The organism is Pseudomonas sp. H3_E07, from assembly GCF_054668895.1.
Genome location: NZ_CP162795.1, coordinates 4,609,834 through 4,624,304 on the forward strand (window position 1 = coordinate 4,609,834; position 14,471 = coordinate 4,624,304).

Genomic DNA, 14,471 nt, shown 5'->3' on the forward strand with positions numbered 1-14,471 from the left:
TTCTTGTCTGCCTTAAAAAGAGTGGCTGGGGATGGTCGTTTAGAGGGTCAGTAATCGGAACAACGCGATCTTGTTGATCTCGGCCAGTGCGCATTTGAACTCAGCGTCCGCCGAGTGGTGGATGCGCGTTTCGAACGCGGCCAGGATCTGATGTCGGTTGCTGCCTTTTACCGCCATGATGAAGGGAAACTTGAACTTGGCCTTGTAGGCATCGTTCAGCTCGGTGAAGCGTGAGAACTCTTCGGCCGTGCATTGGTGAATACCGGCGCCAGCTTGCTCATTCGTGCTGGCTTCGGTCAGTTGGCCCTGGACGGCGGCTTTGCCGGCCAGGTCCGGGTGAGCGTTGATCAGCGCCAGTTGACTGGCATGATCAGCGCTCAACAGGATGTCGCTCATGCGCTGGTGCAGGGTTTCGATCTGGTCGATCGATGCGTCCTGGCCCAGCGCGAAGGCCTTTTCGGCCACCCATGGCGAATGTTCGTAGATGTCGGCGAAGGCGTTGACGAATTCATCGCGGCTCAGGGTCGACGGCTTAAGGGTTTGGAACGCAGTCATTTCGCTGCTCCCGTGTACGGATGGGTTTCCTGCCAGTGACGGGCGATATCGACGCGGCGAGTGAACCACACGTGTTCGTGACCTTTGGCGTACTCGATAAACCGCTTCAACGACGCCAGGCGTGCCGGACGGCCGATCAGGCGGCAATGCAGGCCGATGGAAAGCATCTTCGGCGCCTCGGCGCCTTCGGCGTAGAGCACGTCGAAGGCGTCCTTGAGGTATTCGAAGAAGTCATCGCCCTTGTTGAAACCCTGCACCTGGGTGAAGCGCATGTCATTGGTGTCCAGGGTGTAGGGAATCACCAGGTGCGGCTTGCCGGTGGGGTTGTTGGGCTCCCAGTAGGGCAGGTCGTCGTCGTAGGTGTCGCAGTCGTAGAGGAAACCGCCTTCCTCCATCACCAAACGCCGGGTGTTGGGGCCGGTGCGGCCGGTGTACCAGCCCAGTGGGCGTTCGCCAGTCAGTTCGGTGAGGATGCGGATCGCTTCGAGCATGTGCTCGCGCTCCTGGGCCTCGTCCATGTACTGGTAGTCGATCCAGCGGTAGCCGTGGCTGCAGATTTCGTGGCCGGCCTCGACCATCGCGCGGATCACATCCGGGTGACGCTGGGCAGCCATGGCCACGGCGAAGATGGTCAGTGGGATATCGAATGCTTTAAACAGCTTGAGGATGCGCCACACGCCGGCACGGCTGCCGTATTCGTACAGCGACTCCATGCTCATGTTGCGTGCGCCTTGCAGCGGCTGGGCCGAGACCATTTCCGAAAGGAAGGCTTCGGACTCTTTGTCTCCGTGCAGGATGTTGCGCTCGCCACCTTCTTCGTAGTTGAGTACGAAAGACAGCGCAATGCGCGCCTTGCCCGGCCAGTGGGGGTGAGGAGGGTTACTGCCGTAACCGATCAGGTCGCGTGGGTAGTCAGCGCTCACTGCAGTCTTCCTTCTTGTTCGTCGTGTTAGCGATGAGTGATTGTATACAACTTATTGTCCACTTTGTAAGCCTAGATTTCTGCATTTTTTCCGCGGGCCACTGGAATAAACACCTGCAAGAAACTTGCCCAACCGGTCAGCTAACCTGGCAAAAATTCCTTGCGGGAGCGAGTGTGCCCGTGAAAAACCTGAGAGCGTCAACTTTCAGCCTGAACGCCAGGGTTTTTGTTGACGATTTTCGCGAGCGCGCTCGCTTCCAAAGGGGAGCGATGGCGTGTTGAATTTATTGTGTACAATTTTATTTAAAAGTGTCTTAATCAGTCACTGCCGGCTTTTTCGCTGCTCTGAAAAAGTGCGGATCACTCTTCTACTGACTACGGGAGGCGCGTAGACGCCATGGGACGTTTGACCACACACGTTTTGGACGCCGCACACGGTTGCCCCGGCAGCGCGATCAAGGTGGAGCTGTACCGCGTCGAAGGCGCACAGCTGGAGCGGGTAGCCACCGCGGTGACCAACAGCGACGGCCGCTGCGACGCGCCATTGTTGCAAGGCGATGATTACCGCAGTGGGGTGTACCAGCTGCAATTCAGCGCGGGTGATTATTACCGCGCCCGTGGTGTGCAACTGCCAGAGCCTGCCTTCCTCGACGTGGTGGTGCTGCGTTTCGGCATCAGCGCCGAACAGGATCACTATCATGTCCCGCTGCTGATTTCGCCTTACAGCTACTCCACCTATCGCGGTAGCTGAGCGTCACCTCGCTTCACACCCCCAAAGCTCTTCGTTGGTTTCGCCCGCGCACACTGCGGGCTTTTTTTGCCCGTTGCACGGCTAACTATCTAGTGCCGTGGGGCGGTTGGTGATGTTTAGGCTGGGCGTTTTCCTCCTCGATAAGAAAGCATCATGACATTGCCCACGGATCACCCGAGCGCTGCGCCCTCTTTCGATCCCGACGATCCCCATGCGTTACAGTCTATTCGGGAGCCATTGATGCGGCGGATCGCCGCCGCCACCCGCCCCAGCCGTCTGATCAATCAGATCGCGCTTGCCGACTCGCGGTGTAAAGAGTCGACGCATGAACTTGCTCGCCTGATAGGGCGTTCGCCCAAAATCCTGGCGGTCATTCGCGCCCAGTTGCGCAAAGCGTTCGCAATGGAACCGGATAGCCTGTTGTTTACCGAGTCCAGGCCACCGGGCATACCCCACAAAGTCGACAGCCTGACCGACCGGGCGTTGTCGTTACTGGCCCTGCCCACGGTGGTGACCAACGTCAATCAATTCACTGCATTGAGTGTCAGGGGCGATCCGAACAAGCAGTTACCGTACACGCCGCAGGAGGTTTTGCAGCGTGTTATAGCGCTGAGGCTCTTTGAGCGACTGGATCACGCGGCCTCGCGCTATTGGAACACCCTGGTGCCTGGATCCTGGCTCACACGTCGCGAGCGTTGGGTCGAGTTGCAAAAGGCGCTCTTCGCCGACCGTGCCTTCATGGCGTTGCAGTTGGAGGAGTTGACGAGTGCGGGCATGGCCATGGTGCAAGCCCTGATCGATGCTCCGGCCGCAGCAGCGCGTGAGCGCGCCGGTGGGGAGTGGGCCAGCGTGAAAGTGAGCCAATTGATGTGGCCGGGTACTCCTGCCGTCGCGATTCCCGGTGCGTTGTATCTTTACCGGGAGGGCAATTCCAGCGACGCGTCACATGTGGTTTATCTACCGGGGGCGGTTCGGAATTTTTACGAGGCCGCGTCCTTCAATGCCCTGCAGTGCGACCTGCTGGCGTTGAACGAGTCCCTGTTCCATGAGCTCTGGGATTGCTTGCCGATCAGTCGCCGTAAGGCGTTGCACCGGCCGGCAGATATATCGCCAGCGGCTGGTTTTATTTGTGGCTTGGAGGTGATGGACGATGCACTGGAGCAGGGCGCCCAGGCGTTACTGGCCGGGCAATGGAACAACGAGCTGGGATGTGCGGTAAAGGTTCATTTTGCGCACGTGTTTTCTGACCAGAAACCCGCACCTCAACCCCTGAACGCAGCGCTGTTTCTTACGCATGCGCAGTGCGCCCGAAAGCAATTGGCCGGTGGCGCTCGGCTCGGCTCCATGGGCGATCACTTGCTCAGGTGGGACCAGCAACGACGCGCTGAAGAAATAGTCTTCGCCAGTTCAGCGCCGGGTTTGGCCCTGCTCACCGAGGAACAGCAGGTCAAGCGCTATGAAAAACGTCTGCTCGCACTGCTCAACCTGGATGACATCAGCGCAGAAACGCCAGCCTATCTGGAGATCATGTCCCTGATGGGGCAACTCAGCGTGCATGCCTTTGTGCTGAATACGGCGATGCAAAACGCAAGGTCCCGGCTGCTCGAGCTGGCTTTCTGGGCGGAGCGTCCTGACGGAGCAGGTAGAGCCCGACGGGTTAATCGTTTTATGCAGGCCCAGACCGAATCCTTGCGGTGTGAGGTTCAGTTGCTACACCGACTCAAGTTGATCGGTACGGCCCATCGAGATTTGGTGATTGAAGTGGTAGCGCAGCCCTCGGCAACCCGATCCGCGGACACTGATACCCGGGTGTTGTCGATTGCGGTGGGCAGCGAGCCGGACGCCTTCTACCCGCTTCATAACGTCTGGGTGATAACGACGGCGGCTGCGATGAGGGTCCCGACCCGCCAGCATCCGGTGGTGTTGTACGCGTTTGGAGTGGAGGGTGGGGTAAAGGCGTTTTCCTGTGTGGACGCATTGACCCGGAGCCTAAAGGCCAGCTTGAGCAGCCTTGACGGCTCGGTGCTGTGGGGCGCTGTCGAGCGTGATAAACGCCGCGACCTGCGTGCCCATGCGGCGCGGGCAACACTCGCTGTTCGCTACCTTGAGATCAAGGGCAAGCCAGCGCTGGCCGCACTGAAAAAATTGCTCGGTTGTTACCATCGCCTGGAGACAAGCACCGAGGACATTACACGCATTTTCAGTGAGGTAAAGGGCCCCGAGTTGAGTCGTGCGCTATTGAGGGGCGAGCTGGAGGAGCAGCTGAAAATCCCCGTCAATAATGCCCTGAGCCAGGCTTGGGCGAATGTCGAGCTACTGCGCAAAACCGTGTCTGAGGCGAAGAAACTGCCCACGTGGCTGGCATATGCCACGCGCGCCCAGCGTAAAAAATTCATGCACTTGCAGCGTCTGTACCTGAGCAGTACCTATGCCTTCGAAAACCGGCTTGAGTACGTGCTGCCTGACCTGTATACGTTCGCCCGTCGCACCTTGAAGACTCGCTTGAGTCAGGATGGTATCTCCCCGCAGTGGGATATCGATGCGCCCTTTATTGATATGCCTGATGGCGTATACGGCAGCTTTTGTGTCGGCTCAGCCACGTGCACGGTGGGCGATCGCAACATAAGACTGACCCCGACCGCTGAGCGGACAACGTTCAGTCTGCTGCAACTGGCACTGCACAACCTGGACCCGCTGGCCCCCTGGACGAAGTGGCGACTCAATCGTGCCCGTTATCTAAAGCCTGACTGGCAGCAGCGGCTCAATGCGGGTTACCTGATCAGTCTGGTGTCCTCACTGGATATCGGCGGCCAGTACGATGCGTTGATCAATGAGGTGTTTTATCCACGCGTTGACGCTCACGGAAGGCCCGGCGAAGGGCGTATTCCCGAGCTATTGAATCGTGCCTTGCGCACCGGCTTTGAGCATCATCTTTTCTCGGCCGCTCAGCGGGGGCTGTCGGCTACCGCACAGCGTGTATTCAACACGGCAATGGCGGCAAGAACACCGCAAGATCTGTTGAAAAACCAGCACCAGTTGCAGTTGTACGTGATTCAATTGGTGGGGCACACGATGCTGCATGATCGCTATATCGCGGGGATTGTGCTGGTGCACGACGAGACTTCCGGGGTGTGCGTGGTCTATTGGCCCGAGGCGGCGCAAAACCTGATACTCACCGAGTACGGCAGCCTGCAACGGGCCCATGATGAACTCAACCGTATCGGTGCATTGCCGGACAACGCCAAGGCGCTGGCGCGACAGGTCGCCCCCGGTTGGGCAATTGATCCAATAACCCATCATCCGGATGGCATCACCTTCAGTTTGCTGGACCGATTACCTGGTTTTTTCATGGTGAAGGGGGTTTGGCAGGGGCTTGAGTTTGTACGCTCATTTAGCATCAAGCACCTGGAGCCCACACCGATACCGGACCTGATTGAAGCTCAAGTCCTCGAGCAGATTGCCTGTGATCCACAGCACTGGCTGGCGGTTGTCCCAACCTCTCACAGCCATGCCCAGGCCTTGCTGTACCGCGCCAGCGTGCTTGAACTGCAACGCCGGACCCAGGCCGCCAGTGATTCCGGCAAGACGCTGCAGGAATATCGAGCTCGCCGCCTGGGTGAGCAGAGCGATGCCACCCGGCGTAGGTTGGTAGGTTTTTTTTCTCCGCTCTACGGGATGTTCAATGAAGCCTATGAGTTGTTGCTGGTCGCGCGGCGTTTTCATCGTTTTGGTGATGCTCACGATGCCGTCGATGTGGGTTTTATGAGCGTGTTTTTGGCGATCGACCTGTTTTCGAACTTCATACCCGGCCCGAGGAAGGCGGGCAGTGCCGTACCCCGTATTGCACGGCCAACACTGAGCGCCGTGTTGGGTCGGATACATCGCTTGCGCATGGCCGAAAACAGTGGGCCTTCGCGCTTTGCGCCACCCGCGGTGACTCAGCTCAAAGCGCTGGAGCGTTTCAAGGTCAAAGGCGTACCTGAGGGAGCCGTAGCGCTCAAAGGTGCCAGCGAGCGTGGTGTCTACGTGAAAAATGGCGAGTGTTTCGTGGAGGATGGCACCCACCAGTTTCCGCTTTACCGGCGCGGCAGCGAGCAGTGGTTGCGTCTGAAAAACCGGCAGTCACCGGGTCAAGACGAACTGATTCTGACTATCCACCAGCCCAGGGAATGGTTACTGAGCGCGGATGCGCCGCAACCGATGGCGGGGCCGAGTTCGGGCAGTCTCAACCCGTGGCGTCCACCCACGCCACCGCCGCCCGATTGGCGCCCACCGACTGTGCGCGGGGCAACGGAAGACGCCATTCGTCAGTCCATGACGACGTCTGACCATTGGTTGAATTGGCGTACCCAACCTCCGGACACGCAGATGAGTTCCCCGGCGCCTGGGATATTCCATAACGCGTTGGATGCCCGTGGATTTCCGCACTATCTCCTGCAGATGGCGCCCCCTGATGCCGGCGTGCTTGATCTGTGGAGTGGTTATTCCAGGCTGCTCCCGCAAGGTGACCAGGCGCCCTTGGATGGCATCGTGTTTATCCACCGCAATGAGCCGCTGGTTTCACTGGCGACCCTGAGCCTTGAACGTTGGGCAAGCTCGGAGTTACACGAGCAGCCCTTTCCGGTGTCACGTAATCCTGCGGGTCACTGGCAGGTTCATAAACGCTTGTTCGATAGGCCTTTGTCGCAGTCTGTAGGCACAGCGTTCCCGACCCTTACCGCCAAAAGCCGAGAGTTTGCCGTGGCAAGGATTATTGAATTGTCAGGCCCGGAGCGTCCCGCGACGGCCAGCCACATGCTCAATGTCAGGGCGACGTTGGACAATTGGTTGCCCGCGGCCCCCGCGAGGCCGGGTCAGACGGATGATTTGCTGAGAATGCTGCGGGCCACCGAGAGGGGAAGAACATCGATATACATTAGTCAGGAAGACAAGGCCCCAGGCTTCACTCGTGTCGATTTTCGGATCCACAATTTGGACCCGGCGCTTCGCCCCCGGGGCGGCAGGCAGACGGAGCAGCGGGGTATTGCAATGCGTCAGGCTGTCACGCGGGAGTTGCAGCAGCAGGGCTTCGATGTGCAGCAGGTTCAGGTAAGACGTTCGAATGTACTTGTACATGACCTGATCGCGACTCATCCCCTTTCCAGTTCGAACGAGGTTTACTACCTATCAACCCATTGGACTTACGCAGGTACGATAAGGTTGAACACACGGCTGACGAATGAATGGTTCAAAAAAACCTTCATCGACCATCCTCATCTGCTTCCGTTGGCAAGCGTCAAGCGTGCCATGAGGGAAAACCGTCTGATCAGGATTGTTGCAGGCATTCAATGGAGTACTGAGGGCATGAGTCAACCCAGCGTTTATTTTGCCAAAGTCAGCCCGTCCTGACCTTGATCAGCGCCATCACCCCCGCGCCGCCGAATAGCCCCGCACTGACACGGTTGAACCAGCTCTGGCCGTTGCCGCTGCGCAGATAGCGCGCAGCGCCCTGGGCGCCAAGGCCGTAGGCCAATTTGCAGAGCAGATCGAGCATGGCCCAGGTGGCGATCATGACCAACAGTTGTGAGAGGAACGGTTGCTCGCGGTTGAGAAACTGCGGCAGGAAAGCAGCAAAGAACAGGATGTCCTTGGGGTTACTGGCGCCCAGTACAAAGGCGCGGCCAAACAAGGCGCGAAAACGCGGTGTGGCGATGGCCTGGGGGACCACCGCACCCTGGGAGGGTTGGCGCGATTGCTGCCAACTCTGCCAGGCGAGGTAGAACAGGTAGAGCGCGCCGACGATCTTCAGTGCGCTGAACACTTGTTCTGAGGCCAGCAGCAACGCGCCCAGGCCAAGTGCCGAGGCGCTCAACAGACAGATTGAGGCAAACACGCCGCCAAGAAACGCCGGGTACGAGCGACGCAGACCATAGTTGAGACTGTTGCTGATCATCAACAGGGACAGTGGCCCCGGGATCAGGATCACGATCAATGCCGCGCCGCTGAACAGCAGCCAGGTTTCCAGGGTCATGCGTCACTCCTTTTTATAGAAATACGAACTTGGCGATGAAAATCGCGCACAGCACCCACAGGCTTACGGAAATGTCGCGGTACTTGCCGGTGCCCGCCTTCAGCGCCACATAGGTGATAAAGCCCAGGGCGATGCCGTCGGCGACCGAAAACGTCAGCGGCATCATAATCGCCGTGACGATCGCCGGAATGCTGTCGGTGGCTTCGTCCCAGTTGATATGCGCCATGCTCGCCATCATCAGCATCGCCACATAAATCAGCGCGCCGGCCGTGGCATAGGCTGGGATCATGCCGGCCAGCGGCGCGAAAAACATCGCGGCCACAAACAGGATACCGACGGTCACGGCGGTCAACCCGGTGCGGCCACCGGCGGCCACACCCGCGGCACTTTCCACATAGCTGGTCACCGGCGGCACGCCAACCATGGCGCCGAACACACTGGAAGCGCTGTCGGCTTTCAGTGCGCGGGAGAGGTTATCGATCTTGCCATCGGCATTGACCAAGCCGGCCCGTTGCGCGACGCCCATCAGTGTACCTGCGGTATCAAACATGTGTACAAAAAGAAATGCAAATACAACGCTAATCATGCTGACATTGAACACACCTTTAATGTCCATCGCCATCCACGTCGGCGCCAGGCTCGGTGGGGTGGAGATCATACCGTTGTAGTGCACCAAACCCAGGCCCCAGCCGGCCAGGGTCACAGCAATGATGCTGATCAGGATCGCGCCGAACACGCGGTGGTAGCTGAGGATGGCGATGAGCAGAAAGCACACGGCCGCCAGCAGCGGCGCGGGTTCATGCAGCGAACCGAGCTTGATCAGCGTGGCCGGGCTCTCGACGATAATCCCGGCGGTTTTCAGGCCGATCACCCCGAGGAACAAGCCCACCCCGGCGCCCATGGCGTGGCGCAGGCTGACGGGAATGCTGTTGAGCAGCCATTCACGCACCCGCGAGAGCGTCAGGCCCATGAACAACACGCCGGAGATAAACACCGCGCCCAGCGCGGTTTCCCAGGTGTAGCCCATGGTGCCGACCACGGTGTAGGTGAAGAACGCGTTTAAACCCATGCCCGGCGCCAGGCCCACCGGCCAGTTGGCGTACAGGCCCATCAGCAGGCAACCCAGCGCGGCGGCAATGCAGGTGGCAACGAACGCCGCGCCGTGGTCAATGCCGGCGTCGGCCATGATATTGGGGTTGACGAAGATGATGTAGGCCATGGTGATGAAGGTGGTAAGGCCGGCGATCAGCTCGGTCCTCACTGTGGTGCCATGCAAGCGCAGTTTGAACAGGCGTTCCAGCCAGCCGTTCTGTGAGGGGGCAAGGTCGAGCGTCGGGGCTTCGGATTTGCGGCTATCCACAGCGAGTACTCCTCAAGAGTTTTATTGTTATTTCCAGCGCCGGTCACGGATGGGCCGCAGCGCTTTGAGGTACTGGCGGGTTTTGTTGACCAATAGGTCAGGAACTCGCACGAAGCGAATTATGCTTTTGTATACAAATAAAGCAAATAATGTTTTCGAATAGCCGCGTGAAGGGCTAGCTCGCGCTCAATGCCTGGTTGACGGCCAGCCATCCCGTCACCGCTTCTTCGCCCGCTTCACTGAACGCGCGTTGCAACAGTTTCACCTGTTCACGACGCAGAGAGTGCTCGAAACGCGAGCCTTCCTCAGTCAATTCCAGCAGGCGTTTGCGCTTGTCGGTCTCGGACGCAACGCTGTTCACCAAGTGCATTTCCTGCAACTGGCGCAATGGAATGTTCAGCGCCTGCTTGCTCACGCCGAGCAATTCCAGCAGTTCCTTCACGCTCAAGGCTGGGTAACGCGCGATAAAAAACACAATGCGCTGATGCACCCGGCTCAGACCACGGCGCTCAAGCATTTCGTCGGCCTTGGCGGTAAACGCCTGGTAGCCGAAGAAGAACGCTTCCATGGCTTCTTGCTGGGCGGTGGGGTTTTTAAGGTCAAGCATATTGACGTATCCGTCTAAGTCGTCGTAATTTCGGTCAATCAGTTTGACGTATTTCCCACAGGCTTCGCTACCGGTGACCTTATGGCCTTCTCTGAACGTGTTACGCGCCTCAAAAGCTCCTTGATCCGTGAAATCCTCGCGGCAGCCCAGCGCCCGGAAGTGATGTCGTTCGCCGGTGGCCTCCCGGCCGAAGCCATGCTGCCCGCGCTGGACTGGGATGACATGCCCCTCAACATCGGCCAATACGGCATGAGCGAAGGCGAGCCCCAATTGCGTGAACTGCTCGCCGCCGAAGCCCGCGCACTCGGCGTGCCGTGCCAGGCCAGCCAAGTGCTGGTGGTCAGCGGTTCCCAGCAAGCCCTGGACCTGGCGGCCAAGCTGTACATCGATAAAGGCACCCAGGTTCTGTTGGAAGGCCCGACCTACCTGGCCGCGTTGCAGATCTTCCAATTGTTCGGCGCCGATTGCCTCACGGTACAACTGGAGGCCGACGGCCCAAACCTGAGCGCGCTGCGCGCCAGCCTCGAACGCCATCGTCCGGCATTCATCTACCTGATCCCGACGTTCCAGAACCCTTCGGCGGTGCGTTACAGCGAAGCCAAGCGCGAAGCTGTCGCCGCATTGCTCGATGAATTCGGTGTCACGCTCATCGAAGACGAGCCCTACCGTGAACTGACCTTCGATGGCGGCAGTGCCAAACCCATCGTCGGGCGCCTGAAAAAGGCCAGTTGGATCTACACCGGCACCGTGTCCAAGACCCTGTTGCCAGGCCTGCGTGTCGGCTACCTGATCGCCAGCCCGGACCTGTTTGCGCACCTGCTCAAACTCAAGCAATCGGCCGACCTGCACACCAATCGTGTCGGCCAATGGCAGGCGATGCAGTGGATCGGCAGCGAAAAATACCAGCAGCACCTGGTGGAACTGCGCGGTTTTTATCGCGAACGCCGCGATGCGTTCCAGGCTGCGCTACAGCGTCATTTTGCCGATCTGGCCGACTGGCAAGTGCCCCAAGGTGGATTATTCTTCTGGCTGACCTTGAAACAACCACTCGACACCCGCACCTTGTTGGCGCCAGCGTTGGAACAGGACGTCGCGTTCATGCCCGGTGAACCGTTCTTTTCCGAACCGGACCAACACCCTGGTTCGCTGCGGCTCAATTTCAGCCATATCGACCCGGCCCGCCTCGACGAAGGTCTCAAGCGCCTGGCCGCCGTGGTCCGGCAAGCACAGCACGCGCAAGCGGCATAAGGGGAGCCCCATGTACAAGGTTTATGGCGATTACAAATCGGGCAACTGCTACAAGATCAAATTGATGCTCAGCCTGCTGGGCATCCCGTATCAATGGGTGGATGTGGACATCCTCAAGGGTGACACCCAGACCGCCGAATTCCTGGCGAAGAACCCCAACGGCAAGATCCCGGTGCTGGAACTGGAAGACGGCACTTGCCTGTGGGAGTCCAACGCGATCCTCAACTTCCTGGCCGATGGCAGTGAGTTTCTGCCGTCCGAGCCGCGCCTGCGCACCCAAGTGCTGCAGTGGCAGTTCTTCGAGCAGTACAGCCATGAGCCGTACATTGCGGTAGCGCGGTTTATCCAGTTTTACCTGGGGCTTCCCCAGGAGCGTCTGGAGGAATACAAGAAGCTGCACAAGGGCGGTTACAAAGCGCTGAAGGTCATGGAGCGCCAGTTGCAGTTGACGCCGTACCTGGTGGGCGATCAGTTCTCCATCGCCGACGTGGCCTTGTATGCCTACACCCATGTGGCCCATCAAGGTGGTTTTGACCTGGACGCCTATCCGGGTGTGCAGGCGTGGATGGCGCGGGTAGCCAGCCATCCGAAGTATGTGCCGATGCTGGACTGATAACGGGGTCGAAATGTGGGAGCGCGCTTGCTCGCGAATGCAGTGTGTCAGTCACTGATGATTCGACTGACGCACCGCATTCGCGAGCAAGCCCGCTCCCACATTTAGCTCAAGGGTGTGTCAGGGAGTTCGTCGTGCAGCAGATCGAAGCAGCGTTGCGCTGCGGGGCTCAGCCCCATCCCGCTCCGACTGATCAAGCCGATTTCCCGGTTCACGCCGGGATGCTCGATGTTGATGCGCTTCAATCCCTCCAGGCTGTCCGCCGCCGATTCCGGCAGAACACTGATCCCCAGCCCCTGGCGCACCAGCGCCAACACCGTCGACATGTAGTTGGCCTCCATGCCTGCGTTCAGGGTCAGTCGTGTCTGGTCAAACAACGCATCCACCTGCTCGCGCACACTGCTGTCGCGACCGGTGAGGATGATCGGCTGGTCCGCCAACTGCTCCAGGGTCAGTTGGGGAAAGCGGGTGAGGGGATGATCCAGCGGTACAAACGCGCACAAGCGATCATTCAGCACCGGCACGAATTCCAGGCCATGGCTGAGCCGTGCGCGCACGCCGATACCAAAATCCACCTCGCCGGAACGCACCTGAGCGTGAATGCGATGGGCCACCAGATCATGCAGGCGCACCTCGATCCCGGCAAAGCGTTCGCGAAACAAGCGTAGAACCGGCGGCAAAGCGCCGGCACATACCGAAGGCAGCGCGGCGATTGTGACCACGCCTCGACGCAGGGCGGCCAGGTCGCGGGAGCCGGTGACGATGTTGTCCAGGTCCAGCAGCAGTTTTTCCATTGGGCCGCGCGCGTCCTGGCCGGCGGCGGTGATGCTGACATGGCGCGGGCTGCGGTCGAGCAGGGCGACGCCGAGCCAATCCTCCAGTTGTTGCACCTGCACGGTCAGTGCAGAAGGCGACAGATGCAGCTCATTGGCTGCCTTGGTGAAACTGCCCGTGCGGGCCACCGCCAGAAACGCTTGAATGTGTTGGATACTGTTCTTCATTTTGTTTTTCCGAACACTAGCTGGTGAATATTCCAATTTACAAAGACTAACCCGCTTCCAATACTCCGGGTAAAACAATAACCGGCTATCAAGGCCGCTCTGGAGTAACCCATGCTCGCTACCCTGGGTGTCATTACCATCCTGTGCCTGCTCGCTGCCGTCATGAGCAAACGCCTCTCGCCCCTGGTGGCCCTGATCGCACTGCCGATCATCGCCGCGTTGCTCGGCGGGTTCGGCCTGCAAACCAGCGCTTTCATCATCACCGGTATCAAGAACGTCGCCCCGGTCGTGGGCATGTTTGTGTTCGCGATCCTGTTTTTCGGGATCATGACCGATGCCGGCATGCTCGACCCCATCATCGATCGCATCCTGCGCACGGTAGGGACGCGTCCTACACGCATTGTCGTCGGTACCGCGACCCTGGCGTTGCTGGTGCACCTGGACGGCTCCGGTGCAGTGACTTTTCTGGTGACGGTGCCGGCGATGCTGCCGCTCTATACACGGCTGGGCATCGATAAACGCATCCTTGCCTGTGTCTGCGCGATGGCGGCCGGGGTCAACTTCTTGCCGTGGACCGGTCCGGTGTTGCGTTCGTCGGCCGCCCTGCACGTGCCGGTGGCAGACCTGTTCCAACCGCTGATCCCGGTGCAGATCGTCGGCCTGATCTTCGTTTTCGCCTGTGCCTGGTGGCTGGGCCGTCGCGAAGAAAAACGCCTGGGCCTCGGCGCCGGCTCCACCGTGGATGCAGTGCCCCAGCGAGTACTCAGTGACGACGATATCAAGCTGCGTCGCCCGCGCCTGTTCTGGGTCAACCTGATCCTGACCGTGCTGGTGATGGTGGTGATGATTGCCGGCTGGGTCGACCCGGTGGTGATGTTCATGCTCGGCACCGTGGTGGCGCTGTGCATCAACTACCCGAACGTCGACGCCCAGCGCGCCCGCATCGATGCCCATGCCAAGACCGCCCTGACCATGGCCAGCATCCTGCTCGCCGCCGGGGTGTTCACCGGCATCATGCAGGGCACCGGCATGCTCAAGGCGATTGCCGAAGTGGCGGTGGCGCAGATTCCCGCCGGCCACGGCAAGTTGATTCCTGCGGTGGTGGGTTTTATTTCCATGCCGTTGAGCATGTTGTTCGACCCAGATTCCTACTATTTCGGCGTGATGCCGGTGATCGCCGAAGTCGGCAAAGCCTTGGGCGTCGACCCCCTGCAAGTGGCCCAGGCCTCGTTGCTGGGTGTGCACACCACCGGCTTCCCCGTCAGCCCGCTGACGCCCGCGACCTTCCTGTTGGTGGGCCTGTGCAAGATCGAACTGGCCGATCACCAGCGCTTCACCATTCCGTTTCTGTTCGCCGCGTCGGTGTTGATGACCCTGACGGCGTTGCTCCTGGGAGTTATTTGA

Annotated in this window: 11 protein-coding genes; 5 read left to right on the forward strand and 6 right to left on the reverse strand. The window is 59.5% G+C overall.

The annotated features are described in order from the left end of the window. Positions 1-39 precede the first annotated feature (39 nt). Complete coding sequence (gene uraD, locus AB4O08_RS21160; RefSeq protein WP_010208836.1) at positions 40-555, reverse strand: 2-oxo-4-hydroxy-4-carboxy-5-ureidoimidazoline decarboxylase; 516 nt, start codon at positions 553-555, stop codon at positions 40-42. Continuing rightward, positions 552-1,478, reverse strand: a complete 927-nt coding sequence (gene puuE, locus AB4O08_RS21165; RefSeq protein ID WP_010208837.1) for an allantoinase PuuE — start codon at positions 1,476-1,478, stop codon at positions 552-554. The genes uraD and puuE overlap by 4 nt, the downstream gene beginning before the upstream one ends. Positions 1,479-1,874: 396 nt before the next feature. Here puuE and uraH point away from each other — a divergent pair, with 396 nt between their 5' ends. Beyond that, a complete protein-coding gene (gene uraH / locus AB4O08_RS21170) occupies positions 1,875-2,228 on the forward strand; it encodes a hydroxyisourate hydrolase (RefSeq protein ID WP_010208838.1) in 354 nt (117 codons plus the stop codon). Between the two features lie 153 nt (positions 2,229-2,381). Continuing rightward, positions 2,382-7,616: a dermonecrotic toxin domain-containing protein gene (locus AB4O08_RS21175; protein ID WP_460114325.1), complete on the forward strand. Its 5,235-nt coding sequence runs from the start codon at positions 2,382-2,384 to the stop codon at positions 7,614-7,616. Here the strand turns inward: AB4O08_RS21175 and AB4O08_RS21180 are convergent. The 3 genes from AB4O08_RS21180 to AB4O08_RS21190 form a co-directional block, all read right to left on the reverse strand. Then, a complete protein-coding gene (locus AB4O08_RS21180; RefSeq protein WP_010208841.1) occupies positions 7,603-8,238 on the reverse strand; it encodes a LysE family translocator in 636 nt (211 codons plus the stop codon). The two genes, AB4O08_RS21175 and AB4O08_RS21180, sit on opposite strands and share 14 nt — an antisense overlap. Positions 8,239-8,251: 13 nt before the next feature. After that, positions 8,252-9,598, reverse strand: coding sequence for an NCS2 family permease (locus tag AB4O08_RS21185; RefSeq protein ID WP_021490805.1), 1,347 nt, complete (start codon positions 9,596-9,598; stop codon positions 8,252-8,254). A gap of 175 nt (positions 9,599-9,773) precedes the next feature. Next, positions 9,774-10,205, reverse strand: a complete 432-nt coding sequence (locus AB4O08_RS21190) for a MarR family winged helix-turn-helix transcriptional regulator (protein ID WP_010208844.1) — start codon at positions 10,203-10,205, stop codon at positions 9,774-9,776. An 81-nt stretch (positions 10,206-10,286) separates the two neighbouring features. Between AB4O08_RS21190 and AB4O08_RS21195 the strand changes: the two genes are divergently transcribed. Further along, on the forward strand, positions 10,287-11,453 hold the full coding sequence (locus AB4O08_RS21195) for an aminotransferase-like domain-containing protein (RefSeq protein ID WP_069672404.1): 1,167 nt from the start codon (positions 10,287-10,289) through the stop codon (positions 11,451-11,453). A gap of 10 nt (positions 11,454-11,463) precedes the next feature. Continuing rightward, positions 11,464-12,066, forward strand: coding sequence for a glutathione S-transferase family protein (locus AB4O08_RS21200; protein ID WP_021490803.1), 603 nt, complete (start codon positions 11,464-11,466; stop codon positions 12,064-12,066). Positions 12,067-12,170: 104 nt separating this feature from the next. Here the strand turns inward: AB4O08_RS21200 and AB4O08_RS21205 are convergent, their stop codons facing one another. Next, positions 12,171-13,067 (reverse strand): LysR family transcriptional regulator, encoded by an 897-nt coding sequence (locus AB4O08_RS21205; protein ID WP_010208849.1) that lies wholly within the window; start codon positions 13,065-13,067, stop codon positions 12,171-12,173. A 111-nt stretch (positions 13,068-13,178) separates the two neighbouring features. On the opposite strand from AB4O08_RS21205, the gene AB4O08_RS21210 reads away from it, so the two are divergent. Then, positions 13,179-14,471, forward strand: a complete 1,293-nt coding sequence (locus AB4O08_RS21210) for a CitMHS family transporter (protein ID WP_016976366.1) — start codon at positions 13,179-13,181, stop codon at positions 14,469-14,471.

Excerpts from the sequence above, each read along its gene's own strand:
- uraD (WP_010208836.1), bottom strand. The coding sequence starts at position 555 with ATGACTGCGTTCCAAACCCTTAAGCCGTCGACCCTGAGCCGCGATGAA.
- uraH (WP_010208838.1), top strand. The coding sequence starts at position 1,875 with ATGGGACGTTTGACCACACACGTTTTGGACGCCGCACACGGTTGCCCC.
- AB4O08_RS21175 (WP_460114325.1), top strand. The coding sequence starts at position 2,382 with ATGACATTGCCCACGGATCACCCGAGCGCTGCGCCCTCTTTCGATCCC.
- AB4O08_RS21180 (WP_010208841.1), bottom strand. The coding sequence starts at position 8,238 with ATGACCCTGGAAACCTGGCTGCTGTTCAGCGGCGCGGCATTGATCGTG.
- AB4O08_RS21190 (WP_010208844.1), bottom strand. The coding sequence starts at position 10,205 with ATGCTTGACCTTAAAAACCCCACCGCCCAGCAAGAAGCCATGGAAGCG.
- AB4O08_RS21195 (WP_069672404.1), top strand. The coding sequence starts at position 10,287 with ATGGCCTTCTCTGAACGTGTTACGCGCCTCAAAAGCTCCTTGATCCGT.
- AB4O08_RS21200 (WP_021490803.1), top strand. The coding sequence starts at position 11,464 with ATGTACAAGGTTTATGGCGATTACAAATCGGGCAACTGCTACAAGATC.
- AB4O08_RS21205 (WP_010208849.1), bottom strand. The coding sequence starts at position 13,067 with ATGAAGAACAGTATCCAACACATTCAAGCGTTTCTGGCGGTGGCCCGC.
- AB4O08_RS21210 (WP_016976366.1), top strand. The coding sequence starts at position 13,179 with ATGCTCGCTACCCTGGGTGTCATTACCATCCTGTGCCTGCTCGCTGCC.